20 protein-coding genes and 2 tRNA genes are annotated in these 21,834 nt (G+C 36.9%); 7 read left to right on the forward strand and 15 right to left on the reverse strand.

Annotated elements, in window-relative coordinates:
* Positions 1 to 155 precede the first annotated feature (155 nt).
* Positions 156 to 1,643, forward strand: a complete 1,488-nt coding sequence (gene abc-f, locus L323_RS36095) for a ribosomal protection-like ABC-F family protein (protein ID WP_020816561.1) — start codon at positions 156 to 158, stop codon at positions 1,641 to 1,643.
* A gap of 97 nt (positions 1,644 to 1,740) precedes the next feature.
* On the forward strand, positions 1,741 to 2,322 hold the full coding sequence (locus tag L323_RS36100) for a uracil-DNA glycosylase (RefSeq protein WP_020816562.1): 582 nt from the start codon (positions 1,741 to 1,743) through the stop codon (positions 2,320 to 2,322).
* Here the strand turns inward: L323_RS36100 and L323_RS36105 are convergent.
* Entirely contained in the window at positions 2,306 to 2,860 is a 555-nt protein-coding gene (locus L323_RS36105; RefSeq protein WP_020816563.1) for a biotin transporter BioY, read from the reverse strand. The genes L323_RS36100 and L323_RS36105 overlap by 17 nt on opposite strands.
* Positions 2,861 to 3,003: 143 nt before the next feature.
* On the reverse strand, positions 3,004 to 4,281 hold the full coding sequence (locus L323_RS36110; RefSeq protein ID WP_020816564.1) for a C45 family autoproteolytic acyltransferase/hydolase: 1,278 nt from the start codon (positions 4,279 to 4,281) through the stop codon (positions 3,004 to 3,006).
* Between the two features lie 132 nt (positions 4,282 to 4,413).
* Between L323_RS36110 and L323_RS0121075 the strand changes: the two genes are divergently transcribed.
* Positions 4,414 to 5,043: a methyltransferase family protein gene (locus L323_RS0121075; RefSeq protein WP_031342366.1), complete on the forward strand. Its 630-nt coding sequence runs from the start codon at positions 4,414 to 4,416 to the stop codon at positions 5,041 to 5,043.
* Between the two features lie 276 nt (positions 5,044 to 5,319).
* Complete coding sequence (locus L323_RS36115) at positions 5,320 to 7,356, forward strand: methyl-accepting chemotaxis protein (protein ID WP_020816565.1); 2,037 nt, start codon at positions 5,320 to 5,322, stop codon at positions 7,354 to 7,356.
* Between the two features lie 46 nt (positions 7,357 to 7,402).
* Here L323_RS36115 and L323_RS36120 read toward each other — a convergent pair whose 3' ends face one another.
* Positions 7,403 to 8,290, reverse strand: a complete 888-nt coding sequence (locus tag L323_RS36120; RefSeq protein WP_020816566.1) for a hypothetical protein — start codon at positions 8,288 to 8,290, stop codon at positions 7,403 to 7,405.
* A gap of 276 nt (positions 8,291 to 8,566) precedes the next feature.
* Here L323_RS36120 and L323_RS36125 point away from each other — a divergent pair, with 276 nt between their 5' ends.
* The 3 genes from L323_RS36125 (at position 8,567) to L323_RS36135 (ending at position 11,664) form a co-directional block, all read left to right on the forward strand.
* On the forward strand, positions 8,567 to 9,565 hold the full coding sequence (locus L323_RS36125; RefSeq protein ID WP_020816567.1) for a hypothetical protein: 999 nt from the start codon (positions 8,567 to 8,569) through the stop codon (positions 9,563 to 9,565).
* A 314-nt stretch (positions 9,566 to 9,879) separates the two neighbouring features.
* On the forward strand, positions 9,880 to 10,176 hold the full coding sequence (locus tag L323_RS36130; protein ID WP_020816568.1) for a hypothetical protein: 297 nt from the start codon (positions 9,880 to 9,882) through the stop codon (positions 10,174 to 10,176).
* Between the two features lie 627 nt (positions 10,177 to 10,803).
* A complete protein-coding gene (locus L323_RS36135) occupies positions 10,804 to 11,664 on the forward strand; it encodes a phosphodiester glycosidase family protein (protein ID WP_020816570.1) in 861 nt (286 codons plus the stop codon).
* 340 nt (positions 11,665 to 12,004) lie between these two features.
* On the opposite strand, the gene L323_RS36140 is transcribed toward L323_RS36135, so the two are convergent.
* The 12 genes from L323_RS36140 to L323_RS36200 form a co-directional block, all read right to left on the reverse strand.
* Complete coding sequence (locus L323_RS36140) at positions 12,005 to 12,853, reverse strand: AraC family transcriptional regulator (protein ID WP_020816571.1); 849 nt, start codon at positions 12,851 to 12,853, stop codon at positions 12,005 to 12,007.
* Positions 12,854 to 12,996: 143 nt separating this feature from the next.
* The gene (locus tag L323_RS36145) at positions 12,997 to 13,680 is read right to left on the reverse strand and encodes a DinB family protein (protein ID WP_020816572.1); all 684 of its coding nucleotides are present in this window, start codon (positions 13,678 to 13,680) and stop codon (positions 12,997 to 12,999) included.
* Between the two features lie 309 nt (positions 13,681 to 13,989).
* Positions 13,990 to 14,065 (reverse strand) — tRNA-Thr (locus L323_RS36155).
* A 6-nt stretch (positions 14,066 to 14,071) separates the two neighbouring features.
* A tRNA-Gly gene (locus L323_RS36160) sits at positions 14,072 to 14,145 on the reverse strand.
* Positions 14,146 to 14,228: 83 nt separating this feature from the next.
* Positions 14,229 to 14,873, reverse strand: coding sequence for an RNA polymerase sporulation sigma factor SigH (sigH, locus tag L323_RS36165; RefSeq protein WP_004618389.1), 645 nt, complete (start codon positions 14,871 to 14,873; stop codon positions 14,229 to 14,231).
* 215 nt (positions 14,874 to 15,088) lie between these two features.
* Positions 15,089 to 16,048, reverse strand: coding sequence for a 23S rRNA (guanosine(2251)-2'-O)-methyltransferase RlmB (gene rlmB, locus L323_RS36170; RefSeq protein ID WP_020816573.1), 960 nt, complete (start codon positions 16,046 to 16,048; stop codon positions 15,089 to 15,091).
* A gap of 31 nt (positions 16,049 to 16,079) precedes the next feature.
* A complete protein-coding gene (locus L323_RS36175) occupies positions 16,080 to 16,499 on the reverse strand; it encodes a Mini-ribonuclease 3 (protein WP_020816574.1) in 420 nt (139 codons plus the stop codon).
* A gap of 260 nt (positions 16,500 to 16,759) precedes the next feature.
* Positions 16,760 to 17,521 (reverse strand): exodeoxyribonuclease III, encoded by a 762-nt coding sequence (locus L323_RS36180; RefSeq protein WP_020816575.1) that lies wholly within the window; start codon positions 17,519 to 17,521, stop codon positions 16,760 to 16,762.
* 64 nt (positions 17,522 to 17,585) lie between these two features.
* Positions 17,586 to 18,419 carry an NlpC/P60 family protein gene (locus L323_RS36185; protein WP_020816576.1) on the reverse strand — a complete coding sequence of 278 codons (834 nt, stop codon included), beginning with the start codon at positions 18,417 to 18,419 and terminating at the stop codon, positions 17,586 to 17,588.
* A gap of 134 nt (positions 18,420 to 18,553) precedes the next feature.
* Positions 18,554 to 19,939, reverse strand: coding sequence for a cysteine--tRNA ligase (gene cysS, locus L323_RS36190; protein ID WP_020816577.1), 1,386 nt, complete (start codon positions 19,937 to 19,939; stop codon positions 18,554 to 18,556).
* A 22-nt stretch (positions 19,940 to 19,961) separates the two neighbouring features.
* Positions 19,962 to 20,669 carry a serine O-acetyltransferase EpsC gene (gene epsC / locus L323_RS36195; RefSeq protein ID WP_020816578.1) on the reverse strand — a complete coding sequence of 236 codons (708 nt, stop codon included), beginning with the start codon at positions 20,667 to 20,669 and terminating at the stop codon, positions 19,962 to 19,964.
* A gap of 189 nt (positions 20,670 to 20,858) precedes the next feature.
* Positions 20,859 to 21,737 (reverse strand): hypothetical protein, encoded by an 879-nt coding sequence (locus tag L323_RS36200; RefSeq protein ID WP_020816579.1) that lies wholly within the window; start codon positions 21,735 to 21,737, stop codon positions 20,859 to 20,861.
* Between the last annotated feature and the right edge of the window lie 97 nt (positions 21,738 to 21,834).

Below are 21,834 nucleotides of genomic sequence, written 5' to 3' on the forward strand. Positions count from 1 at the left end.
TGTTATGTACGCAAGAAAGTTACTTATTCTTTTTGGCTCATTCGGTATATCTTTGTTCCCTGTCTCCAATAGACAGGGCCTTGCTGTATTTTTATGAGCTGCGGAAAACTAATTTTCTTGCGGCTCATATTTTTTTGTACAGGAGGGTGTTTTTTATGTCTTTAATTAACGTTACTAATCTGACTTTTGCCTATGACGGCAGTTATGATAATATATTTGAAAATGTAAGCTTCCAGATAGATACTGATTGGAAGCTGGGCTTTACAGGGAGGAATGGTAGGGGAAAGACTACATTTCTTAATCTCCTGTTGAGCAAGTATGAATACAGCGGTAGTATTTCATCAAAAGTTCTCTTTGAATATTTCCCTTATGAGGTAAAAAGCAAAGAAAACAATACCATTGATGTTATTGAAGAAGTTTTTCCAGATTATGTTCTATGGGAGGTTATGCGCGAGCTGTCCTTATTGGAGGTTGACGACGATGTTTTATACAGGCCTTTTGATACTCTGTCCAACGGAGAACAGACAAAGGTTTTGCTTGCAGCTCTTTTTCTGAAAGAGAACAGTTTTTTGCTTATTGATGAACCTACAAACCATCTGGATATAAACGCCAGAAAAGTTGTCAGCGATTATCTTCGTACAAAGCACGGTTTTATTTTAGTATCCCACGACAGAGCTTTCCTTGATAATTGTATTGATCATGTCCTTTCAATAAATAAAACCAATATTGAAATTCAGAAGGGAGATTTTTCTTCATGGTGGGAAAATAAAGAGATGCAGGATAACTATGAACGTGCCGAAAACGACAAGCTCAAAAAAGATATCAAAAGGTTGTCAGAAGCGGCAAAACGGACATCTGAATGGTCCAATAAAGCAGAAGCAAAAAAGATTGGCTTTGACCCTACCCAAACAGAAAAAAGTATAGGTCGCAGGCCTTACCAGGGTGCTAAAGCAAAAAAAATGATGAGCCGTTCAAAAACCATTCAAGAAAGACAGCAGTCTGCAATTGAGGATAAATCCAATCTTCTCAAGAACATAGAAAGCTCTGAAAAGCTTAAAATTACACAACTCAATTTTCATACAGACAGACTTGTTGAGTTGGAAAATGTCTCTATCTTCTATGGTGATAAAACAGCTTGTGATAATGTGACCTTCACCATAGAACAAGGGGACAGGATAGCCCTGATGGGTAAAAACGGTTCAGGCAAATCAAGTATTATAAAGCTTATTTGCGGTGAAGACATTAATTATACCGGGGCTATCAGGAAGTCGAACCAATTGAAGCTTTCCTATGTATCCCAGAATACCGCCCATCTTTATGGGAATTTAAGTGACTATGCCAGAGCCAACGAAATCGACGAGAGCCTTTTCAAGGCTATTTTAAGAAAGCTTGATTTTTCCAGAGTTCAGTTTGAGAAGGATATCTCTGATTTCAGCGGAGGACAAAAGAAAAAGGTATTGATTGCTAAAAGCCTTTGTGATAAGGCCCACCTGCATTTATGGGATGAACCGCTGAATTTTATTGACGTAATTTCACGTATGCAGATTGAAGAACTGCTATTGGAGCATCAACCAACTATTTTTTTTGTAGAACATGATATTGAGTTTTGCAATAATATTGCCACAAAGATTGTTCAGTTGTAAGTTATACTAAAAACCGGGAAGAGGCTTCTCTTCCCGGTTTTTACCGTTTATATAAAAACTGTTATGGTAATACTGAATATATAAGGAGAAAAGATATATGAAGCAAGATTTTTCACCTGTAATATGGCCGGAAGAAAACATACCGGAACACGCAGCCAACTGTCAGAAATGTGAATTACACTGCCAGAGGTCCCGCATTATATGGGGAGAAGGCAACCCAAAAGCTCCAATACTAGTATTGCTGGATAACCCGGGAGCGCGTGAGGATAAATCCGGTATTGAATTCGTCTGCGGCACCAGACAGTCCCTTCAACGTGCAGTTTTTGAAACTGGCCTTCAAATGAAGGATTTATATGTAACATATGTTTTAAAATGCCATCCTTTACGTCGCTATGACAAAGAAACAGCAAGAAATGCCTGCATTGGATATCTTGATGGACAAATTGACCGACAAAAGCCAATGTTTGTGTTTTGTCTGGGCAATATAGCGGTACAGTGGTTTTTTAAGGAAAAGAATGCAGAAGTCAAAAACCTGAGAGGTACATGGCATACCGTGAGAGGATATACCACATTCACTACCTATCATCCTCTTGCCATAAGAAGACGCCCCAACTTATACCCTACCTTTCTTAATGATTGGAAAATGCTGGCGGAGCGTTATTTTAAAGAGATACTTTGAATAAATTAGCCTTAATCAATCCCCTGCGAATCTGAGGGCCTGCAAAAGCAGCTATCAGAATTTTCACCATATCTCCCGGAATAAAAGGAATCACACCTGCCGAAAATGCTGCCCCCAAAGACATATGAGCCTGATATGCCAACCATACGGTACCGAACAAGTAGCAAACTGCTGTACCCACCACCATTCCTATTAAAGACAAGTACCATTTATCCCAAAACCTGTCTATAAACCAACCTCCAATTACAGCCATAAAAATGAACCCTATAATATAGCCTCCCGTTGGACCAACGAGTTTTGACAGGCCTCCTGAAAAACCTGAAAACACAGGAATACCTACCAATCCTATCAACATATAAACTATGTAGCTGAGAGTCCCCTTTCTCATACCAAGGGTATAAAGTGCAAAGTATATTGCAAGGTTTGTAAAGGAAATGGGCACTACACCAATCGGTATGGATAATGGCCCCAAAATACAGATTACAGCCGTTATAACCCCTATAATTGCTATTTGACGTATGTTCATATTCTTTTCCATAGCTCTCCTCCGAAACGCTTTATGAATGTTATATTTATTACCAAGCAATATGAGTATATACTTAAGAGAGGGTATTGTCAACCGCAAAATTCGCATCAGTTGACAATACCCTCTCTTTCATTAAACAAAAGGGCTATAGTTACTTAAAATAAAACAGGTATTTTCTCAAAAGCCGGTACTTTGGGCAGATTCCCGGTGGCAGGCCTGAAAAATACCTCATATCTGTTTTTTGCGGGCTCAAAAACCATTATTTGTTGAGTACTTGTGTTATACAAATCTCCCTCTATCTGAGGCCCCGGTTCCTCACCTTGATAATATGATGCTACAGCTTTCATGTTATCAAATGTAACCTTTTCACCTTGTTCCTTTAGAACTTTTTTCATACTGTAAAGCCTATTGGTATTAGAAGGATTATCAGAATGGTTATCCAAATTCCCCTTTAAAATAAACGAATTTACACAACCTATTGCATTGTTGATATCCCATGAAATACCTTCATTTAATTGTGATTTTTCAGTTCTGACCTCTCTAAGGCTGTTTTCTTTGTCACTTATATTATTTTCCAATACCTTTGTTACTTTGGCATCACTTAAAAATATTAAATGACTATATGTATAATTTCTCACCGGGGATTTAAGATACGCTGCAACTCCATTAAGTGTTGTGTAATTCTCAAGTGCATGTCTTAAGTCAAAGGGATATGATCGTTTTCCCTGTGAAGTATAAGGTTCTCCTGTATGCGAGTCCAGAATTGCACCAAAAACCTTATTATCATTGAATGCCGATATACATCCCATATATCCCAAATACCCTATAGTACAGATTGATTTTTTTAAATTTTTAAATGTAACTACTGATTGAATCCGTGCCAGTTGATTTTCAGACCCTGCATGCCAATCCAATATTCTCATGCTTATATTATCATTGTTTTCAGATTTGTCTCCATATACTCCTGCCGCACAGCACTGTGAAGGCCTAACTACATCGGGACATAAATTCATTAAAAACATCTCGCCTGTTGAGAGTTTTCCGTCCCCTCTTACATTATCATTCTTCCCTGTGAAATTTGATGCAACTCCTTTTATTTCATCAACATAGTCTTTATCTATTTGAGGTATAATGTCATTTACCCTTTGCAGCATTAAGTTATATACTTCATCATTTGAGGTAATCTCCGCCAAGTATGAGTCTACAATGGCTTCATATTCCGGAACGGCCTTCAGAATTTTGGAGCCGTATTCCTTTCCGATCTTTTCATGAGATTTTTCACCTTTTAAATTCAGTATTACTTCATAGTGTGACCCCTTGTCAGTGATAGTAACTTTTTGGGTAGCTTCTGCTACATTTGTTGTAAGGGCACCCAGATTCAAGCCCGTTACCAAAACAATAACAGACAATAGATATAATAGTCTTTTTTTCATAACTCCTCCTTGTGTAACCATTTTTGTAATATTATAACATGCAGTTTAGTATTTTCTTGCTTTTTCCCATGTTTAATATATCATTGATATATGAATGATTGTTCATATATTCAATTATAGGAGGATTTTACTATGCAGATAACTGATTTTATTTCTTTGATGTTGCTCATTATTTTTGGATTAAGCTATATCCTAAAGCTGGTATTATTAAATAAAAACAACAGTATTAAAGCCAATGTACTTGCTAAAGGCAAAAAGGAATTTTCAATTTATTTTACGGAACTGTCTGTCAGGACTTCTAGTATGCTGTGGGTGCTGACCTGGATATCTGAAATTGTATTTCATAATAAGATTTCACAAATTACAGGTAATATCTTTAAAAGTATGTTTATTACATATACAGGTATTTGTATCACGGCTTTAGGTGCAGGCGTTTTTATTCTGGCAATTGTTTTTATGAAAACTTCATGGAGAGTAGGCATAGACAAAAATACACAGACAGCTCTTATTACCACCGGCATTTATAAATTCAGCAGGAATCCTGCTTTTGTTGGCTTCAATCTAATGTTTTTTGGCGTTTTTCTCACTTATTCCAACATTATTACCTTAAGCATATGGTTTATTAATATGATCGCTTTTCATTTACTCATTCTGCAAGAAGAAAAGCACCTGTCAACTGTGTTTGGTAAGGATTATGAGAGATATAAAAGCGAGGTTCCCAGGTATTTCTTAAACTTTAGTTTTTGGGGGTATAAAATTTGAGAGTCTTGTAAATATTTGAAGGAATTAAAGGAATTTTGTCGAATAATAAATGATATAATCTTAAAGCTAATCTTCTACTTAATTTGTTCCTTAAAATTTAAATACTTGGTAAGTACACCACAATAGCAGATAATATGATGTTATGAATTCAATTGCTTCGAATATGAAATTGTTCGGTAAAGCTGTACCAGGATAATGTAACGCCTATAATCAAATTAATACTTTGCTTATCAGGTGTAAATTATACAATATTCTTCAATTAACAGGAGGTAACAAATGCGTATCAAAGATGCAATTAAATTTAGAGGGTTGAGCTGGAAGATATTCACAGTATCTGTGCTGTGTATGTTAATACCTATGCTGATAAGTTTGTTTATAGCCAGTTATTTTTCCGAAAAGTATTTAGGGGACTCAGCAAGTAACTCGCTATTAAATCTTGCTGTCGAAAAGACGAACCAAATTGAATTGGCCTTGTCTGACCTTGAAAAGCAGGCCCAATCAATTGCAATGCAACCTAGTATAGTTGATCCGCTAACCGAGGCCAAAATTAATTCTATTAATCCAATCGCAACAGATGTGCAGAAGATTTCAAAGAATTTGCAGGATAATTTCAAACTGTCAAACGGGCTTTTTGAAAACATCTTCTTAATGTACAAAAACAAAGATATAGCTGATGGTATCGGGGGCAAATCTGTCGGTTGGGAAAATGAAGCAATGGGCAGTACGGATAAGTTATTGATACGCGAAGCTAAAGCATCACCTACTACCGGACGTCCTGTTATTACAATAGTTACCCCTATAAAGAACAATGACAAACACCTGGGTACAATAGCAATGGCAATAGAATTGAACAATGTATCTAAAAATATCATTGATAGTAATTCTTCTAAGAGTGATTTCAAAACACTTATTTTAAATTCGGAAGGACTTGTTATTTCATCAATAGACCAAAAACAAGTTTTATCTTTAAATTTTCAGGATAAAGCAGTAGGGTTGCAGGATTTTTATAATAAAATAAAATCAGACAAATCAGGTATTGGTAATTTTACCCTGGATGGGAATAAATATATTGCTGCTTACAGCAACAGTGACAAGTACGGCATGTACATATTATCCTACAAGCCGGTTTCAGCTCATACGGAAATGATAGATAAACTGAAATTAATATTATTTGGTGTTATTTTAATAAGTGTTATACTGTCCTCAATTATTATTTATTTAATAACCAGAAAAATAACTAAACCTATACTTGTAGCTGCCAACCAAGCAGAACGTTTGGCAAATGGAGATTTGACGGTTTATATTCCGGAAGCTTCTCTGAAAAGGAAGGATGAGCTTGGTATGCTGGCGAATTCTTTCTCCGCTATGATTCAGAATTTTAAAACAATAATAACTCAGATAATCGAAACGTCTGACAAAGTGGCTGCATCCAGTCAGGAATTGTATGCATCCGGCGAGCAGGTTGGTACGGCAGCCGAGGATGTAGGCAACACAATTCTTGGTATTTCCACAGGTGCTGAAGAACAATCTACTAATATTGATTCGGCGTTGTCAAACCTGAGAAATTTAGTCAACCAAATCAATGAAGTAAATACAAGTACACATAACATGCAAAAAACTACTGTGCATATGATAGATGATATTACAAGAGGAAGCAAGACGGCTAGTGAATCCATTAATAGCATCAATAACCTTAAAGCTGATACAGAGGGTGTTTCAAAGGTTATTTTCAACTTGGGGAACACTTCTAATCAGATAGGACAGATTATTGAATTAATCACCGGTATAGCTGAACAGACCAACTTACTTGCTTTAAATGCAGCTATTGAGGCAGCAAGAGCGGGAGAAGCCGGTAGAGGCTTCAGCGTAGTGGCCGATGAAATCAGAAAACTGGCTGAGGAATCTGCTGATGCCAGCGGAAGAATAGCAAAGTTAATTGTAGAAGTAAGAAGTGGAGTTGACACAGCCGTTACCAAGATGGATAGCAGTATTAAATCTGTAAATTCAAGTGTAAAAGCCATTCAGGAAAATGGTGATACTTTCTCCGTAATTTACGGACAAGCAGAACAACTAAAGAATATTGTAACTAGTGTTACTGAAAGTGTAAAAATAATGACTGAAAGCAGCCGTGACTTTGAGCATACAATGCAGCATATAAATGAGACAAGTCATGAGTTTGCCGCTAATGCCGAAGGGGTATCAGCAGCCAGTGAAGAACAAATTGCTTTGACAGAAGAAATCGTCTCTGCTTCAAAGGCAATGGCAGAAATGTCTGAAGAACTATCGGGCCTTATCAAAAATTTTAAACTATAAAACCTTGTAATAAAGGCTATAGGCGTTTGCCTGTAGCCTTTATTTTTTATATTATAATAAATCCGGCTGAGATTGATGCCACATTGGCAATAAAGGTGTAAGCTGCAATTTGTCTTTTTTCTGCTTTTCCGAACAGCCTGAGATACGCTGTATACTCTGCTAAAAACACCAGAACCTCTCCTATAAGCAAGACTACAAGATAACCTGTATTAAAAGGCATTTTATGTAGAACCGGGTAGTTAAATATCATTCCAAAGGTGAGAAAGGTTTGGGTGACAATGTTAACTCCGGCTATGATAAGCAATCTCTTGGCTTTGTGATAGAAGAACGGAACAGCCAAAAATATCTCGATTATCAAAGTTAACAGGAGCCTTATTAAATAGTCTTTGAAAAACTCTTTATCTAATTTTATACCTTTTTTAAGTATGTTTCCGCTTACAGACAATACCTGATTAGTCTTCATATCATATTTCACATGAGCATTGAAGTGCTCATTCCGTATAATATCCGATACCTGTATTGTCCCGTCAGACTTCTGGATTATTATTTTAAATTTATGTGGAACACCAACATAACCAAAGGAATGTTTCATTGTAAGGACTTTCCCATTTTTATCTATATCTACAGGGTCTCCCGTAAGTTTTCCGTTCAGAACCCAAGTTCTCATATGAATAGCTTTCCAGCCATCCTTGTTATATATATAAATCGGCTGGTCGTGCATATTGTCGTATTTTTCATTACCGTTGGTTGCATCGAAGTATCCATATTCACCCTCCTTGCCAAGAAGGTCCAGATAGTAGCTACTATCCTGAGGATTTATAACTGTTATCTCTAGTGTAGGCTTTGGCCCGGAATCCGCGTTGACTGTACTATAACTTAATATGATTATGACAAACATTAGAAGTAGTATAATGTGCTTTTTCGTTTTTAACATTATGGTTTACCTCAATTTCCCACGTGTTATAATTACCATTATAATACACACCAGCCATTTTAGCACCATATCCATGTATGAAATCGGTTTTATTTAAGTTCGACAAAAAATGCACTGACTAAAAAGATAAAGTGTTATAAAAAGATAGTAAATGTCAAATAATCCTATATATTATAATATAACGTAACAAATGTTAAAATGTGTTTATATATCAACTAAATTCGTGCTGGATGTTTAGCGTATTTTTGTATATATAGAAAGAGAGGGTTTGATATTATGAAAATGTGTCTTCCTATTGAAAATCCCCCAATAACTTCTTTCCCAGCTATAGCAAACACTTTATCCATACTATGGACGAAGAAAGATAAAATTCTTCCATGGGTAAGTGAACGTTATATACAACTAATAATTAGACCACACCATCCGGTAACAAGATCTGACTTTTATGATAATGCTGATACAGATAATTATATAATTCGTGTAAACCATTGTCCATTTATTGGCTGGTTAAGGAATAATCAAACAACAGCAAATTTTAAAAAATTCACAGATTATATAGAACATCAAATTAATAATGGCTATTATCTCGACGCCTGTCTTGATAATTTTTATCTGAGTTGCTCTCATCAATTTAATAAAAATCACTTTATACACCAGACTTTTATTTATGGTTATGATAGAAAAAATAGACAAGTATTTATAGCCGACTTTTATGATTATGGCAAGTATGTAAGAAAATCCGTTAGCTATAAAGAGATAAATAAAAGTATCGAAGGGATAGATTATTTTATTAACCTATACAAATATGAAGATACTGACTATAAAATAAACCTTCATCTTCTTAAATTATCCGTTGAGGATTATATTAACTGTAAAGATAGTTTACGGAGTTTTGAATTTACAAATAAGAATTATAATAGGGATATATTGTATGGATTGAATTTTTATGATTATATTATAGATGTTTTTTGTAAAGATGAAATTATTGATATAAGACCTTTTCATATATTGTATGATCATAAAACAATGATGAAGATACGAATAGATTACTTAATTAATATTGGTACATTTGATAAAAGTATGCTTGAACAAATTAATTCTCGAAATGATTCATTAATTAGCAGTGCAGTCTTATTAAGAAATATGGTGTTAAAGTATAACTACAATCCTGATAAAAACTTATTGAACAAAATAAAAGAAAAGTGCAAAGCTCTGCAAAAATCGGACTATGATTTATTTAGCGATTTACTAATTGCTATGAGAGTTGCTAACTAGCCTTGCATTTCATGCACAAAAGTCAGACTATTATACGTTATCAAATTCATCTTATAAACTTGTTGCAAAATTCTGCCATAATAGATATAATCTTTTTAGGGAAAATTAAATAGTTGCCGTGATTTCTAAGTGTTGGCGCACTTAGAAACTCATGCAGGTGTTAGAGCACCAACACGTATGGACTTTGTCCACCACAGCAACCAGTTTTTATTATACTTGGTTTTATTTCTTTTTGCAATCAAACAAGTGCGTGTAGGGTCACACCTATCCGCACTTTTTAATTTTCCCTCCATTTTTTCTTTGGAGGGAATTATATGTTTTTTAAAAATGACGATGGTTTTAAGAGCAGAGAAAATTTCATTCTGTCCTGTATGGACAGCAGAATTGATAATTTGAGCGACGAATTTATTAATTCCGCTGCATATTTGGAATTTTCCGCTAAGTATCAAGACACCTTAAAGAAGTTGGCAAATTTATTGCCTTCTGAAACCTTTGCACTGGTTTTGGAGCTTGACAGCTTAAATGGAAAACTATCCTCCGACAATCAAACTTACTTTTATAAGCAAGGATTTTTTGATTGTCGGATGGTTTATAATTTTTTGAGGAGATGAAGTATTCTTTTACAGCGTAATAAATCCTTCAGGCTAACTTATGCCTGTGGGATTTTCTAATGTTAAATCATTTTGTCCGCTCTCAATTAAATTACTCCAGCAGTACTTGCCCCCATTTACTGTACTAATTGTTCTTACCACAAATCCTCTTACTACACAGCTATTTTCCCTCATAAAAGTACCAATTCGCCTCTTGTATAGGCTCAAATTTAGTTATCATCACATTTATCGGTCGTGCTCCATTAATTGAATATTCTTCTGGTGTCGTAAGACTTCCAAATACAACTATTTTATTATCATAGCTACCGGGATATGGAACTTTAATAGTATACTTGCCATCTGCCCTATATTCAGTCAGCTTATATCCCAGACATTTTGGTCTGCATTTTGCTTTCCCCCTAAAGATTATCTTAATAATAAAGTAAACTTTAAAGATTGATATACGTCTTAATTTTGAAATTTCTTGCGTATAATGTGAAAGTTTACCTACGTTAAAAATCTCTAAATCTAAAAAATATATGTAAAAACTTTCCTATTTTAAGTTGTTAACCTATGTAAAAATATTCCATACAGTATAGAACAAACTAGTTAGTTCTTAAAAAATAAAAATATGAAAGGATTGTTAATATGGGTTATGGTACTTTAAGTTCAGCTATTGTAAATCATTATAACAAAAGATCTTATACTCTTGGAGGAACAACATACAGTGGAATCAGTATTTTTAAAACAAACCCTTCCACTCAGACAATTGCACCTGCTGTCCGTACAGATGGAACAAAGCAGCATCTTGTGGATATGGTTCCACCTGGAGTAACCAGTTCGAAAGTTATTGCAAAAACCAATGCCAGTGTGATGGGGGGTTACTATGAATCGGGTCAAGCATTTATGGGCATCTATTACGTAAATGGTACTCTTTATAAGAGTGGTGCGCAAGTTACATACTCCAGTACTTCTATGCAGAATTTAGGTCCTCGTGACTTTCCATGTTTCTGCCTTAGAAATAATGGAACAGTGACTATTAAATGGCCTACAACAAGTGATATTAAAGCCACTGTTGAAGCCTGTAGTGTAATAATCGCTGCATCTAATCCACTTGTATACGAAGGTTCATCAGTATTTGAATCAGCAATAAAGGCTGCAGATGGGATACAAATTGCTAATTGGAGCAATCTGAATGACGACACTTGTCACTACAATGATAAAAATTGTAACTACTCAGGGAAATCACTGTACAGGAGAACATTTATTGGGCATAAATCTGATGGTTCATTTCTGTTGGTATGCAGTGATGCGGAAATGGATTTACGGGTAGGTGCTAAACTAATGGTTGACTTGGAATGTGATTTTGCATGTAATCTCGATGGCTCTTCAGCAACGCAGATGAGGGTCACTTCTGGGTATACGAATGGTAATGCAGCCGGACGGGTGACTTCAGATAATGGTGATGATTACTTTTATGGTACAGCTATCTGTGCATATATAAAATGAAGCTAGGTTTTTATATTTTTACGTGACGCTCCCCTTAAATCACAAAACAGTTTTCTTTTTACTAGATAGTGTGTATTAAAAGTGTGAGCGTCACACTTTTTCTGCTCATAGCATCCTATAGGCAGTAGTTTGAAAATAATTGAGTAAAACGAACATCTGTCTGTTAATACACCAATTTATAGTCCGATTTCAGCCATTTAACCAATGCCCCTCAAATCAGACACGGCCTGCTTTATTTGAAATGCTTCTCTCCTAAGAATATTCCTAAAACATTAAAATCCCACAGCTTGTCACGGAGCCTGGGGGATTTTAAGTTTATAAAATATTTAACTTAATAAAATCATTTTTTCTTTACCGGTATCCATATTTCACCCATACAATACCCGCTCATGCCATAATACATTTCAAAACTCGGTCCCTCAACCTGTTCATATTCAGATGTTGGAAACCATTCGGTATAAATCCGTCTCCACAGATTCTGAATTTCGCAATGAGGTTCCTGAAATATAGCCCAAGTCAGCTCCGGGACAGACAGCTTCGTTAATCTATCCGGAATTTCAAGTCCCTTTGGCAAGTTATAACAAATCATGTATTTGAAGCTTGTTTCGGTATGATCATAAAGTGCCGCGTGCAACATGGTATCGTGAAAACGACCTAACAGTTCATTCATAAGGTCAACAGTACCATCTTCGTCGCACTTGATACAAAACTGCGGAACTTCGGCAAATGCCTTTTCCATGTCCCTGCTAATGAGCCCGGAAACTCCGAACATCTCAAAAGGTTCTCTCTTTTCAATGCGGTAATCCATCTTGATATCTCCCTTAATTGATATTGAAAAGGTCATCCGAGGATAAGCTTTAAGGGAAATGCCCATATCGCGCGCAGATGATGGCATCACACCATGTAGATTTTTAAATGCTCTGGAAAATGCCTCCGGTGATTCATAGCCGTATTTAATAGCTGTATCAATCACTTTAATATCACTTGTCTGCAACTCAAAAGCAGCCAAGGTCAAGCGCCTACGTCTTATATATTCTGATAATGGTACATTTGTTATATATGAAAACATTCTTTGAAAATGATATGTTGAACAGCAGGCAATTTGAGCAACCTTTTCATAGGAAATTTCATCAGCCAGATTACCTTCAATATAATCCATTGCATTATTCATTCTGACAATCCAATCCATAGATTTTCCCTCCCTTCAAGATAAATATAGCACCTTTAAGATTAACAAACCTTGCATTTCATGCACGGGAAAGTCAGATGTATATTACTAGTTTGGGTCTAATATCCATTTTAACTAGCCCTTTGCAATAAGTTAAGCTAACATTATCTATGGGATAACTGGCACCTCTTTTTTATTCTTAATGACTCATTTAGATGCACCATATGATGACGAGTTACAGGCATTAATAAAATACCTGCTACATTTTTCTTACCCCAGAAATCAATTAACCAATTTGCACCTTCTACATCCAACACGGCACCTTCATCTATAACCCTCTTGAGTTTTTTCTTTTCAATTTTTCTTTTTAAATCTTCGGGACTAAAGTCTCTTATAATCTCACAAGTCCTTTTTCCTACTGCGATTCTATATTTACGTAACTCATTCATATTTATATTAGTACTAAAGTTGACGATTTCTTCGTTTGTCATAGCATTGCCGGTATCACAAATTACATTATTCATTTTTGGAATCCATTGCCCTGTATTGATTACCTGAACTCCATCAGCCACCAATATATTCATTGTAATATCTTCTATTCTTGTTGAATGCCATATACACCATGCAATAGTTGTATTGTCTCTTGCCAACATAGTACGAAATGTTGATTCATCTAATCCTTGCCACAATTCATCTTCACATGTTGTAATATTTTTTTGTGACATCTCAGAAGAGTGTACCATTTCATGTTGATTCAGACATAATTCAATAGCCTCGTCAAATTTGCCTGATTTTAAAATTATGCTTCTTAATAAATTCTGTTGAGATCCCCATGCTTTTTTATCCATTTTGGACCACCTAATACTTTTTAATGGCTGCCCCAAGTTTACAATATTATAGGGTTTAATTGGAGCTGATTATATGCGATTATCATACCATGAACTACTTGAATTTTCTATATATTATAAAGAGCGAACACTCTTCCGGTGCTCACATATTTCTTATTCTCCCGCTCCTCGCAGCTCGCTTTCCCAGTATTGCTCGCTTTTTGCATCCGGCAGAGCGCACACACATTATGAATTGAGGTCAGTCTTGAATCGCCAGTCAGAGCACACACAAAAAGAAATACCTCCGACTTTGTCGAAGGTATTTCTTTTTGGAGCTCCCAATCGGAATCGGACCGATGACCTCATCCTTACCATGGATGCGCTCTGCCAACTGAGCTATGGGAGCATTAATTGGAGCGGGTGATGGGAATCGAACCCACGCTGTCAGCTTGGGAAGCTGATGTTCTACCATTGAACTACACCCGCATACTTGCGGGACACTAGAACGAACGTATTATAGCATGTTATGAACTATATAGTCCAGTGCTGAAAACGCCAATTTAACTAAATTAGGCTTTCTGTTCTTCTAGATATTTCTCCAATTTACGTTTTACACGCTGTAACGCATTGTCGATGGATTTTACATGCCTGTCCAAATCTTCCGCAATCTCCTGATAGGATTTACCGTCAAGGTATGAAGTCAAAACTTCCCATTCAAGAGAGCTCAGAATCTCACCCATCTTATTTTCTATGCCACGGAATTCTTCCCTGTTTATAATCAGTTCTTCGGGGTCGCTTATACTCTCCTCACTGATTATGTCCATCAAGGTACGGTCAGATTCTTCGTCAAAAATAGGTTTGTTCAGAGATACATAGGAATTTAACGGAATATGTTTTTGTCTGGTAGCAGTTTTAATCGCGGTAATTATTTGTCTGGTAATACAGAGTTCTGCAAATGCTCTGAAGGATGAAAGCTTGTCCCCTTTATAGTCCCGGATAGCCTTAAAAAGTCCAATCATACCTTCCTGAATAATGTCTTCCCTGTCTGCACCTATCAGGAAGTATGTTCTGGCCTTTGCCCGAACAAAGCTTTTATACTTGTTAATAAGATATTCCAGAGCTTGTTGGTCACCTGCTCTAGCCTCCAATATTACATCTTCGTCAACCATACCAGAATATGTTTGATAGACCTCAGCCTTTAAGTTTGTTTTCAATACAGTTGCCCCCATTTTGGCTTACATAAGTATGGTAAGAATTACAACTAAATAAAGATATAGACACTCATTTAAAATTATAAGTGTCTATGTCCCATATGTCAAGTTACTTTACTTTACCGAATTTATCAGGCCTCCGAAAAAGTTAGTTTTCCTAACAAAATATCCTTTTTATTGTGTTTTTATGGGGTTTACTTTTTTTAAAGTATGTACTTTTATTTACCTCTCTGTTTTAGTATCTCATACATAACTATAGCTGCTGCAACAGATGCATTTAATGAGCTGATTTCCCCCTGCATAGGGATATTAACAACAAAATCACATTTCTCTCTTACAAGTTTACCCATTCCTTCGCCTTCACTTCCCACGACGAGAGCCATAGGGCCTTTCAAGTCGCTTTCGTAAAAAGCTTTTTCTCCAGTAGAATCTGTTCCAACAACCCAGACATTATTTTTCTTTAGATATTCTATAGTCTGGGAAATATTTGTTACTCTGGATACAGGTACGTACTCTACCGCTCCGGCTGATGCCTTTGAGACTGCTGAAGTCAGTCCTATGGCCCTTCTCTTAGGAATAATTACACCATGAGCTCCAACCGCATTGGCTGTTCTTAAGATTGCACCGAAATTATGGGGGTCGGAAATCTCATCCAATATGATAATAAACGGAGGCTGGCCCTTCTCCTGAGCAGCTGCAAGTATGTCGTCTACCTCTACATAATCCTTGACTGCCACATAAGCTATAACTCCCTGATGGGATCTGGAAGTGGACATTCCGTCCAGTATACTCTTATCAACCTCAGTTGTAATAATTCCTTTTTGCCTTGCCATAGCTATAATCTGGCGAATAGAGCCTTCCTTTTCACCCTTGGATATAAACAACTTGTTTATTGTCCTGTTAGCTTTAAGAGCCTCCATTACGGAGTTTCTTCCCTCGAGCTTGTCAGTTTCCTCTGGAACAACATTTTCTTTTTCAACGTTTTCAAACTCGGTATCTTTTACAGGTGCCGCATAGGTCGCTCTCTTTGCAGGCTCACCCTTGACCCCCTTGCGCTCTTCCGGCTTTACCCCGCGTTTTTTACTGTCTCCCTGAAAATTCTTCCTTCCAAAGTCAGAAGTGGGGCCCTTTTTATCATAACGGGCATTACCTGGTCTCCTGTTTCTTGATTCTGCCATATTCTTAATTCCACGCTTTCATCGTTATTTGTTATTCTTCAACTGCCAGTCTTAAAATTTCCATAAGCCGCTCATAGTTGTTTGTAAGGTATAAATATCCTATCAATGCCTCAAAGCCGGTAGAATACCTGTAATCTGTAACATCTGCATGTTTTGGGACAGTGGCTGATTTGGCATTGCGGCCTCTTCTGACAATATCCTGCTCGTCCGCAGTCAGTCTGTCGTTAACACGGTGAACTATATCTGCCTGAGACTTTGCTTTAACATACTTGACAGACATCTTATGAAGCATATTTACATTTGACTTGTTGTTTACTACAAGCATAGTACGTATATAAACTTCATAAACCGCATCCCCTATATAAGCTAAAACCAATGGCTGAAGATTCATCACATCCATCGGTTTAATATCAAAATCTTTACGCATGTTTTGTATAGTTTCTTCAAACATTCATTTTCTCCAACTCTAATATGCCTTTTTATGCATATTTATTATACACGAAAGTGGCATATGTTAAAACAATTTTTATCCGTCATTCCTTTTTGCTTACTTATCCACAGCTAAAACGTAAATAGAGTGATATTTAACACGTTATCCACAATGTGTTTATGTTGTGGACATGTTTTTCTGTGGATAGTGTGTATAAATCTGTGTATATCTTTAAAATAGGCTTATCCGCCATGTGAATAATTCCGGGATAAATCATTAATTTATTCACATGTAATTGTCAGTCCTACAGGGCAATGGTCGGAGCCCATAATGTCAGAGTATATTTCAGCAGCTTCAATTCTATCCTTTAATGCTTCCGATACGCAGAAATAGTCTATTCTCCAGCCTACATTCTTTTCTCTGGCTTTAAACATATATGACCACCATGTATAGGCTCCTGTTTTATCCGGATACAGAGTTCTGAAAGAGTCCACAAACCCCTGCGCCATAAGCTCGGAGAATTTTTCTCTTTCCTCCATGGTAAAGCCTGCACTTCTTTTATTTGAACGCGGATTCTTTATATCGATCTCCTGGTGAGCTACATTCATGTCCCCGCAAATTATAACAGGTTTTGTTTGCTCCAGCTGCTTCAGGTACACCCTGAAATCATCTTCCCACTTCATACGATATTCCAATCTTTCAAGCTCTCTCTTGGAGTTTGGGGTATACACGTTTACAAGAAAGTACTCTTCAAACTCCAGAGTTATAACCCTTCCTTCATTGTCGTGTTCCTCTATACCGATTCCGCAAGAAGATGATACAGGCTTTATTTTTGTGAAAATAGCCGTACCTGAGTATCCTTTTTTAACAGCATAATTCCAGTAATGTTCATAACCTTCAAGCTCCAGTTCAAGCTGTCCTTCCTGAAGCTTTGTTTCCTGAACGCAGAATATATCCGCATCTACCTCTTTGAAAAAATGCCAAAAGCCCTTGCCAATACACGACCTAAGTCCATTGACATTCCATGAAACCAGCTTTGTCATAAGTATTTTCTCCTGTTGTAAAATAAATTAAATCAAGTATATCATAAACGTAAAAAAATTTCTTCTAGTTGAGATTTGCCCCGAAGGCCTTTGCAATTTTAATAAAGCAGACATCCAGCCATTTAATATCCCCGGCATGATTATACCAGTAAACATTGTCAATACCTGCATTTTGGCTCAAAAAAGCAATAGCCTTCACCAGTTCATTATAGTCATCAAGTACAGCCACCTTTACAAAACCGGTTTTTCCGTTTAAATTTATCTGATACCATCCATTGTCGGTTTTCCCTGTCACATGTACAAGGCTCCCCACATTTAGGCTTCCTAAGCCTGCTGTATTGTCAAAGGGCTGTTCGTTTACCGTAGTTTTAACTTTGGCTTTTTTAATAGAATTTTCAGGCTTAATTACTGCTTCGGGCTTTTCGTCTGCAAAGAAGTTCATTCTGCCAAAAGTATTGAATGTTGAGAATACCTGTGTTTCAACCACCCCATAAAAAGTCCCTCTTGCGTGAACAATTCTGCCGTTACCCATGAATACACCTACATGAACAATACCTGATCCCGTTTTATTAAAGCACAAATCTCCTGCCTGTAAATCCTTTGCTTCTATGGGCTTGCATAGCTGAGAAAAGATTGCCTGTGCAGTATAATCAGCTGTATTTGCAATAAGCCCCATTTTCCTCAGAGTATGAACAATTAGTCCTGAACAGTCATAATATTCTTTTCCCAACCATCTTTCAGCGGAGTAGCTGTTGAAATAGTAATGGGATTTTCCAAATCGTTTAACCAGTTCTGCCAAGGCTTCCCTTGTCAAAGGCTTATCGTTCTGTCCTCCAAAAACATAGCCACTGCCAAGCTTTGACCTTATAATTCCTATAAATTCCTGCAACCTGTTCATTAAATCACTCCTTCATATACTATTTAAAAATGTCTATTAACATAATATGAAGGAAGGAGCAAAAAAACACACCTTGGTTTTACCCAAGGTGTGAAAGGATTTGAGAAATATATAAATTTTACTTGTTATCAAATTTACAAAAGCTTTAATTTAGGCCCATTTGCAGTATCTTCCACTGCAAACCCCATAGCCTTTAACTCGTCTCTTATCTCATCTGAACGTTTCCAGTTCTTTTGGGCTCTGGCTTCTTGTCTTTCTTCCAGCAGTTTCTGAACTTCGGGACTTACTTCTGCTTCACCTGTGCCATCCTTCTTTTTCTCCAGATTAAATCCGAATATTTTGTTCATTTTAGTAAGAAGCTCATATATCTCCTGTGACTTTTTGCCGTATCTGATTGCGTTCCAAGCAACTCCCAGAGCCTTTGGAATATTCAGGTCATCATTTATGGCATCTTCAAAATCACTGAGGAATTCTTTTACAACGGCACTGTCAATCTGTTCCTTTCCATCCTTGTGAGAAAGTACACCTTCCACAAACCTGTCATATGAAACCTGTGCCGACTGCATAACATCCCATGTAAAGTTCAGCTTGTTTCTGTAGTGGGCGTTCAGACACATATATCTGAAGGCCATAGGGTCATAACCCTTTTCCTTTAAATTGTCTATGGTATAAGTATTACCAAGGCTCTTTGACATTTTACCGTTGTTAACCATCATAAATTCACCGTGCATCCAGTAATTTACTGCCGGTTTTTCAAGAAGTGCCTCTGACTGAGCAATTTCATTTTCATGATGAACGGGTATATGGTCAACTCCACCTGTGTGAATGTCAAAGGTATCTCCAAGATATTTTTTCCCCATTGCAGAACACTCAATATGCCAACCGGGATATCCCATTCCCCATTCGCTTGGCCACTGCATGATGTGTTCCTTTGGAGCTTTTTTCCAGATAGCAAAGTCCGCAGGATGATGCTTTTCCTCATTTACCTCAACTCTTGCTCCTGCAATCTGGTCTTCAAGGTTGGCCCTTGAAAGCTTTCCGTATCCGTCAAATTTTTGTATGTCAAAATATATACCATCACTGGTTTCATATCCATAGCCCTTGTCAACAAGGCCATGTACAAAATCCAGCATTTCCGGAATATGCTCAGTTGCTTTTGGTACTATTTCAGGAACCTGTATATTAAGAGCTTTTATATCTTTCATAAAAATGTCAGTATAGTATTCAGCGATTTCCCAAGGTGTCTTTTTCTGTTCACGGGCACCCTTTAACATTTTGTCCTCGCCCTCGTCCTCATCGGAAACAAGATGACCTACATCTGTAATATTCATAACATGTTTAAGGCTGTATCCGTTATATTCCAGAACCCTCCTAAGTATATCCATAAACACATATGTGCGTAGGTTTCCAATATGTGCATAATTGTAAACCGTGGGACCACAGGAATATATACGTACCTCTTTATCATCAATAGGCTTAAAATCTTCTTTTTGCCTTGAAAGTGTATTGTAGACCTTCATTTTCTTCTCCTCTCATGTACATCTATTTATTAATTGTATTATTATCATTCTTTTTATTCAAGGGCTTAGAATTCCCACCTGACACCCTTTCACTGTCGCATATCATATTTTCAAAATGCTGCAAACGATTTGCGAGTTTACATATCTCCTGTGACAATGGATCCGGCATGTGTATCTGATCCAGAGACTCTGACGGACAATCAACTCTCTTACCTGCCTTTTTAACAGTTCTCCCTTTCACTCCTACCACTGTGGAATATGGCTCAACCTCAAAGGACACAAAAGTATTTGCTCCTATGGTTGAATTATCTCCAATATTGAAGGGCCCTAAAACCTTGGCTCCTGCCCCTATAAGTACATTATTCCCAACTGTGGGGTGACGCTTTCTGCCCTTGTCCTTACCTGTTCCACCAAGGGTAACGCCATGGTATATTGTACAGTTATCCCCTATTACGGCTGACTCTCCTATAACAACACCCATTCCGTGATCTATAAACAAACCGCTGCCTATTTTGGCACCGGGATGTATCTCTATACCTGTAAAATGTCTGCCAAACTGCGATATAAACCTTGCTATAAAGAACCTTTTCTTTTTATAAAACCAATGAGCTATCCTGTGATATACGAGAGCATGAAAACCCGGATACAGCAAAACGACCTCCAGAGTGCTTTTAGCAGCAGGATCACGGCTCGCTATTGATTTGGCATCATACATCAGACCTTTTTTCATACTTTATCCTTTATACTATAAATTAAATTCTAAATCATTATATTCCTATTTCAAAAAAACAATCCTGTACAGCTATAGTAATTTTAACAGTTTTAATTTTCTATGTAAATAAGGATACATTTACAGTATAAAGCGTAACAAAAAAAGGAAGGAACTGAATCCTTCCTCTTTCGCCTTACAGTTGCTATGCTAGTCCTCGCATTCATTCACATCTTCAAGCAAAAGCCTTTCTTGATCTGTCGCACCGGGGAAATCAAATTTTTGAGGTGGATAGAACTCATCATATGGAAAATCAAAGGTATCAAACAATTCACATGCATTGTCATCTGTTCCTGCAGGACAGTGCTTATGTGGATATGAAAAATCGAAAGCAGGTATTAAGAGTGGTACAACTCTTGCAAGACTAACTATTGAGAATAATCCTACTGTAACGTACACTCTTCTTGTAAGTACAGGTCCAGACTGGGGACCGGGCCCTCTCTCCATTTCCCTGTCATCATCCTGTTTGTCTAAACAGCTCCTTGTTCTTGCAGTTAACGGAATAGGCTCAGCAACTTCTATCTTACAGAAAGGAAGGTTACTTTGCTGCAGCTCGGCGTTTGATTGGATGTCCAGTGCCCTTGGCTTGTAAAGTGACTTAAATATCTTAACTCCGCCTTCTGAACCGAATAATATTATTTTCTTGTCATAGGATATGTTGCCTTCTACTGTGGTTATCTGAATTCTTTCCCTGCCTCCCATAGTTATTCTGGTAAAGAAATCAAGTGTTACAGCTATAATAAATTTGACATCTACAGCATAAAAGCCTCTCTTAAATGGAACTGCTTCTATATCCGTTATAACATCATTTACCTCTGCCGTTCTGATTTTAACGTTAAAGGAATCATTGATAGCACGAACTTCAGCATCCGTAAGACGTTCAAAATATACTCTTGCATTTTCTATACAATCCCTGTCTTTACATGAATCGTATATTTTTTCAGCATGTACACCGACGGCTTCTCTTATTCTACTGAGATCTCTCTCACTGATAAGCCCCGAGACAACTCTGTCATTATCTTGACCCATAAAAATCCCCCTTAATTGCAGTTGTTTAATGATTTCCCTTAATTACATATTATGTTATTTGAACAAATGTGTGATTACTTTGTTTTGTTACTAAATA

The organism is Ruminiclostridium papyrosolvens C7 (genome assembly GCF_000421965.1).
Taxonomy (GTDB): Bacteria; Bacillota; Clostridia; order Acetivibrionales; family DSM-1351; genus Ruminiclostridium; species Ruminiclostridium papyrosolvens_A.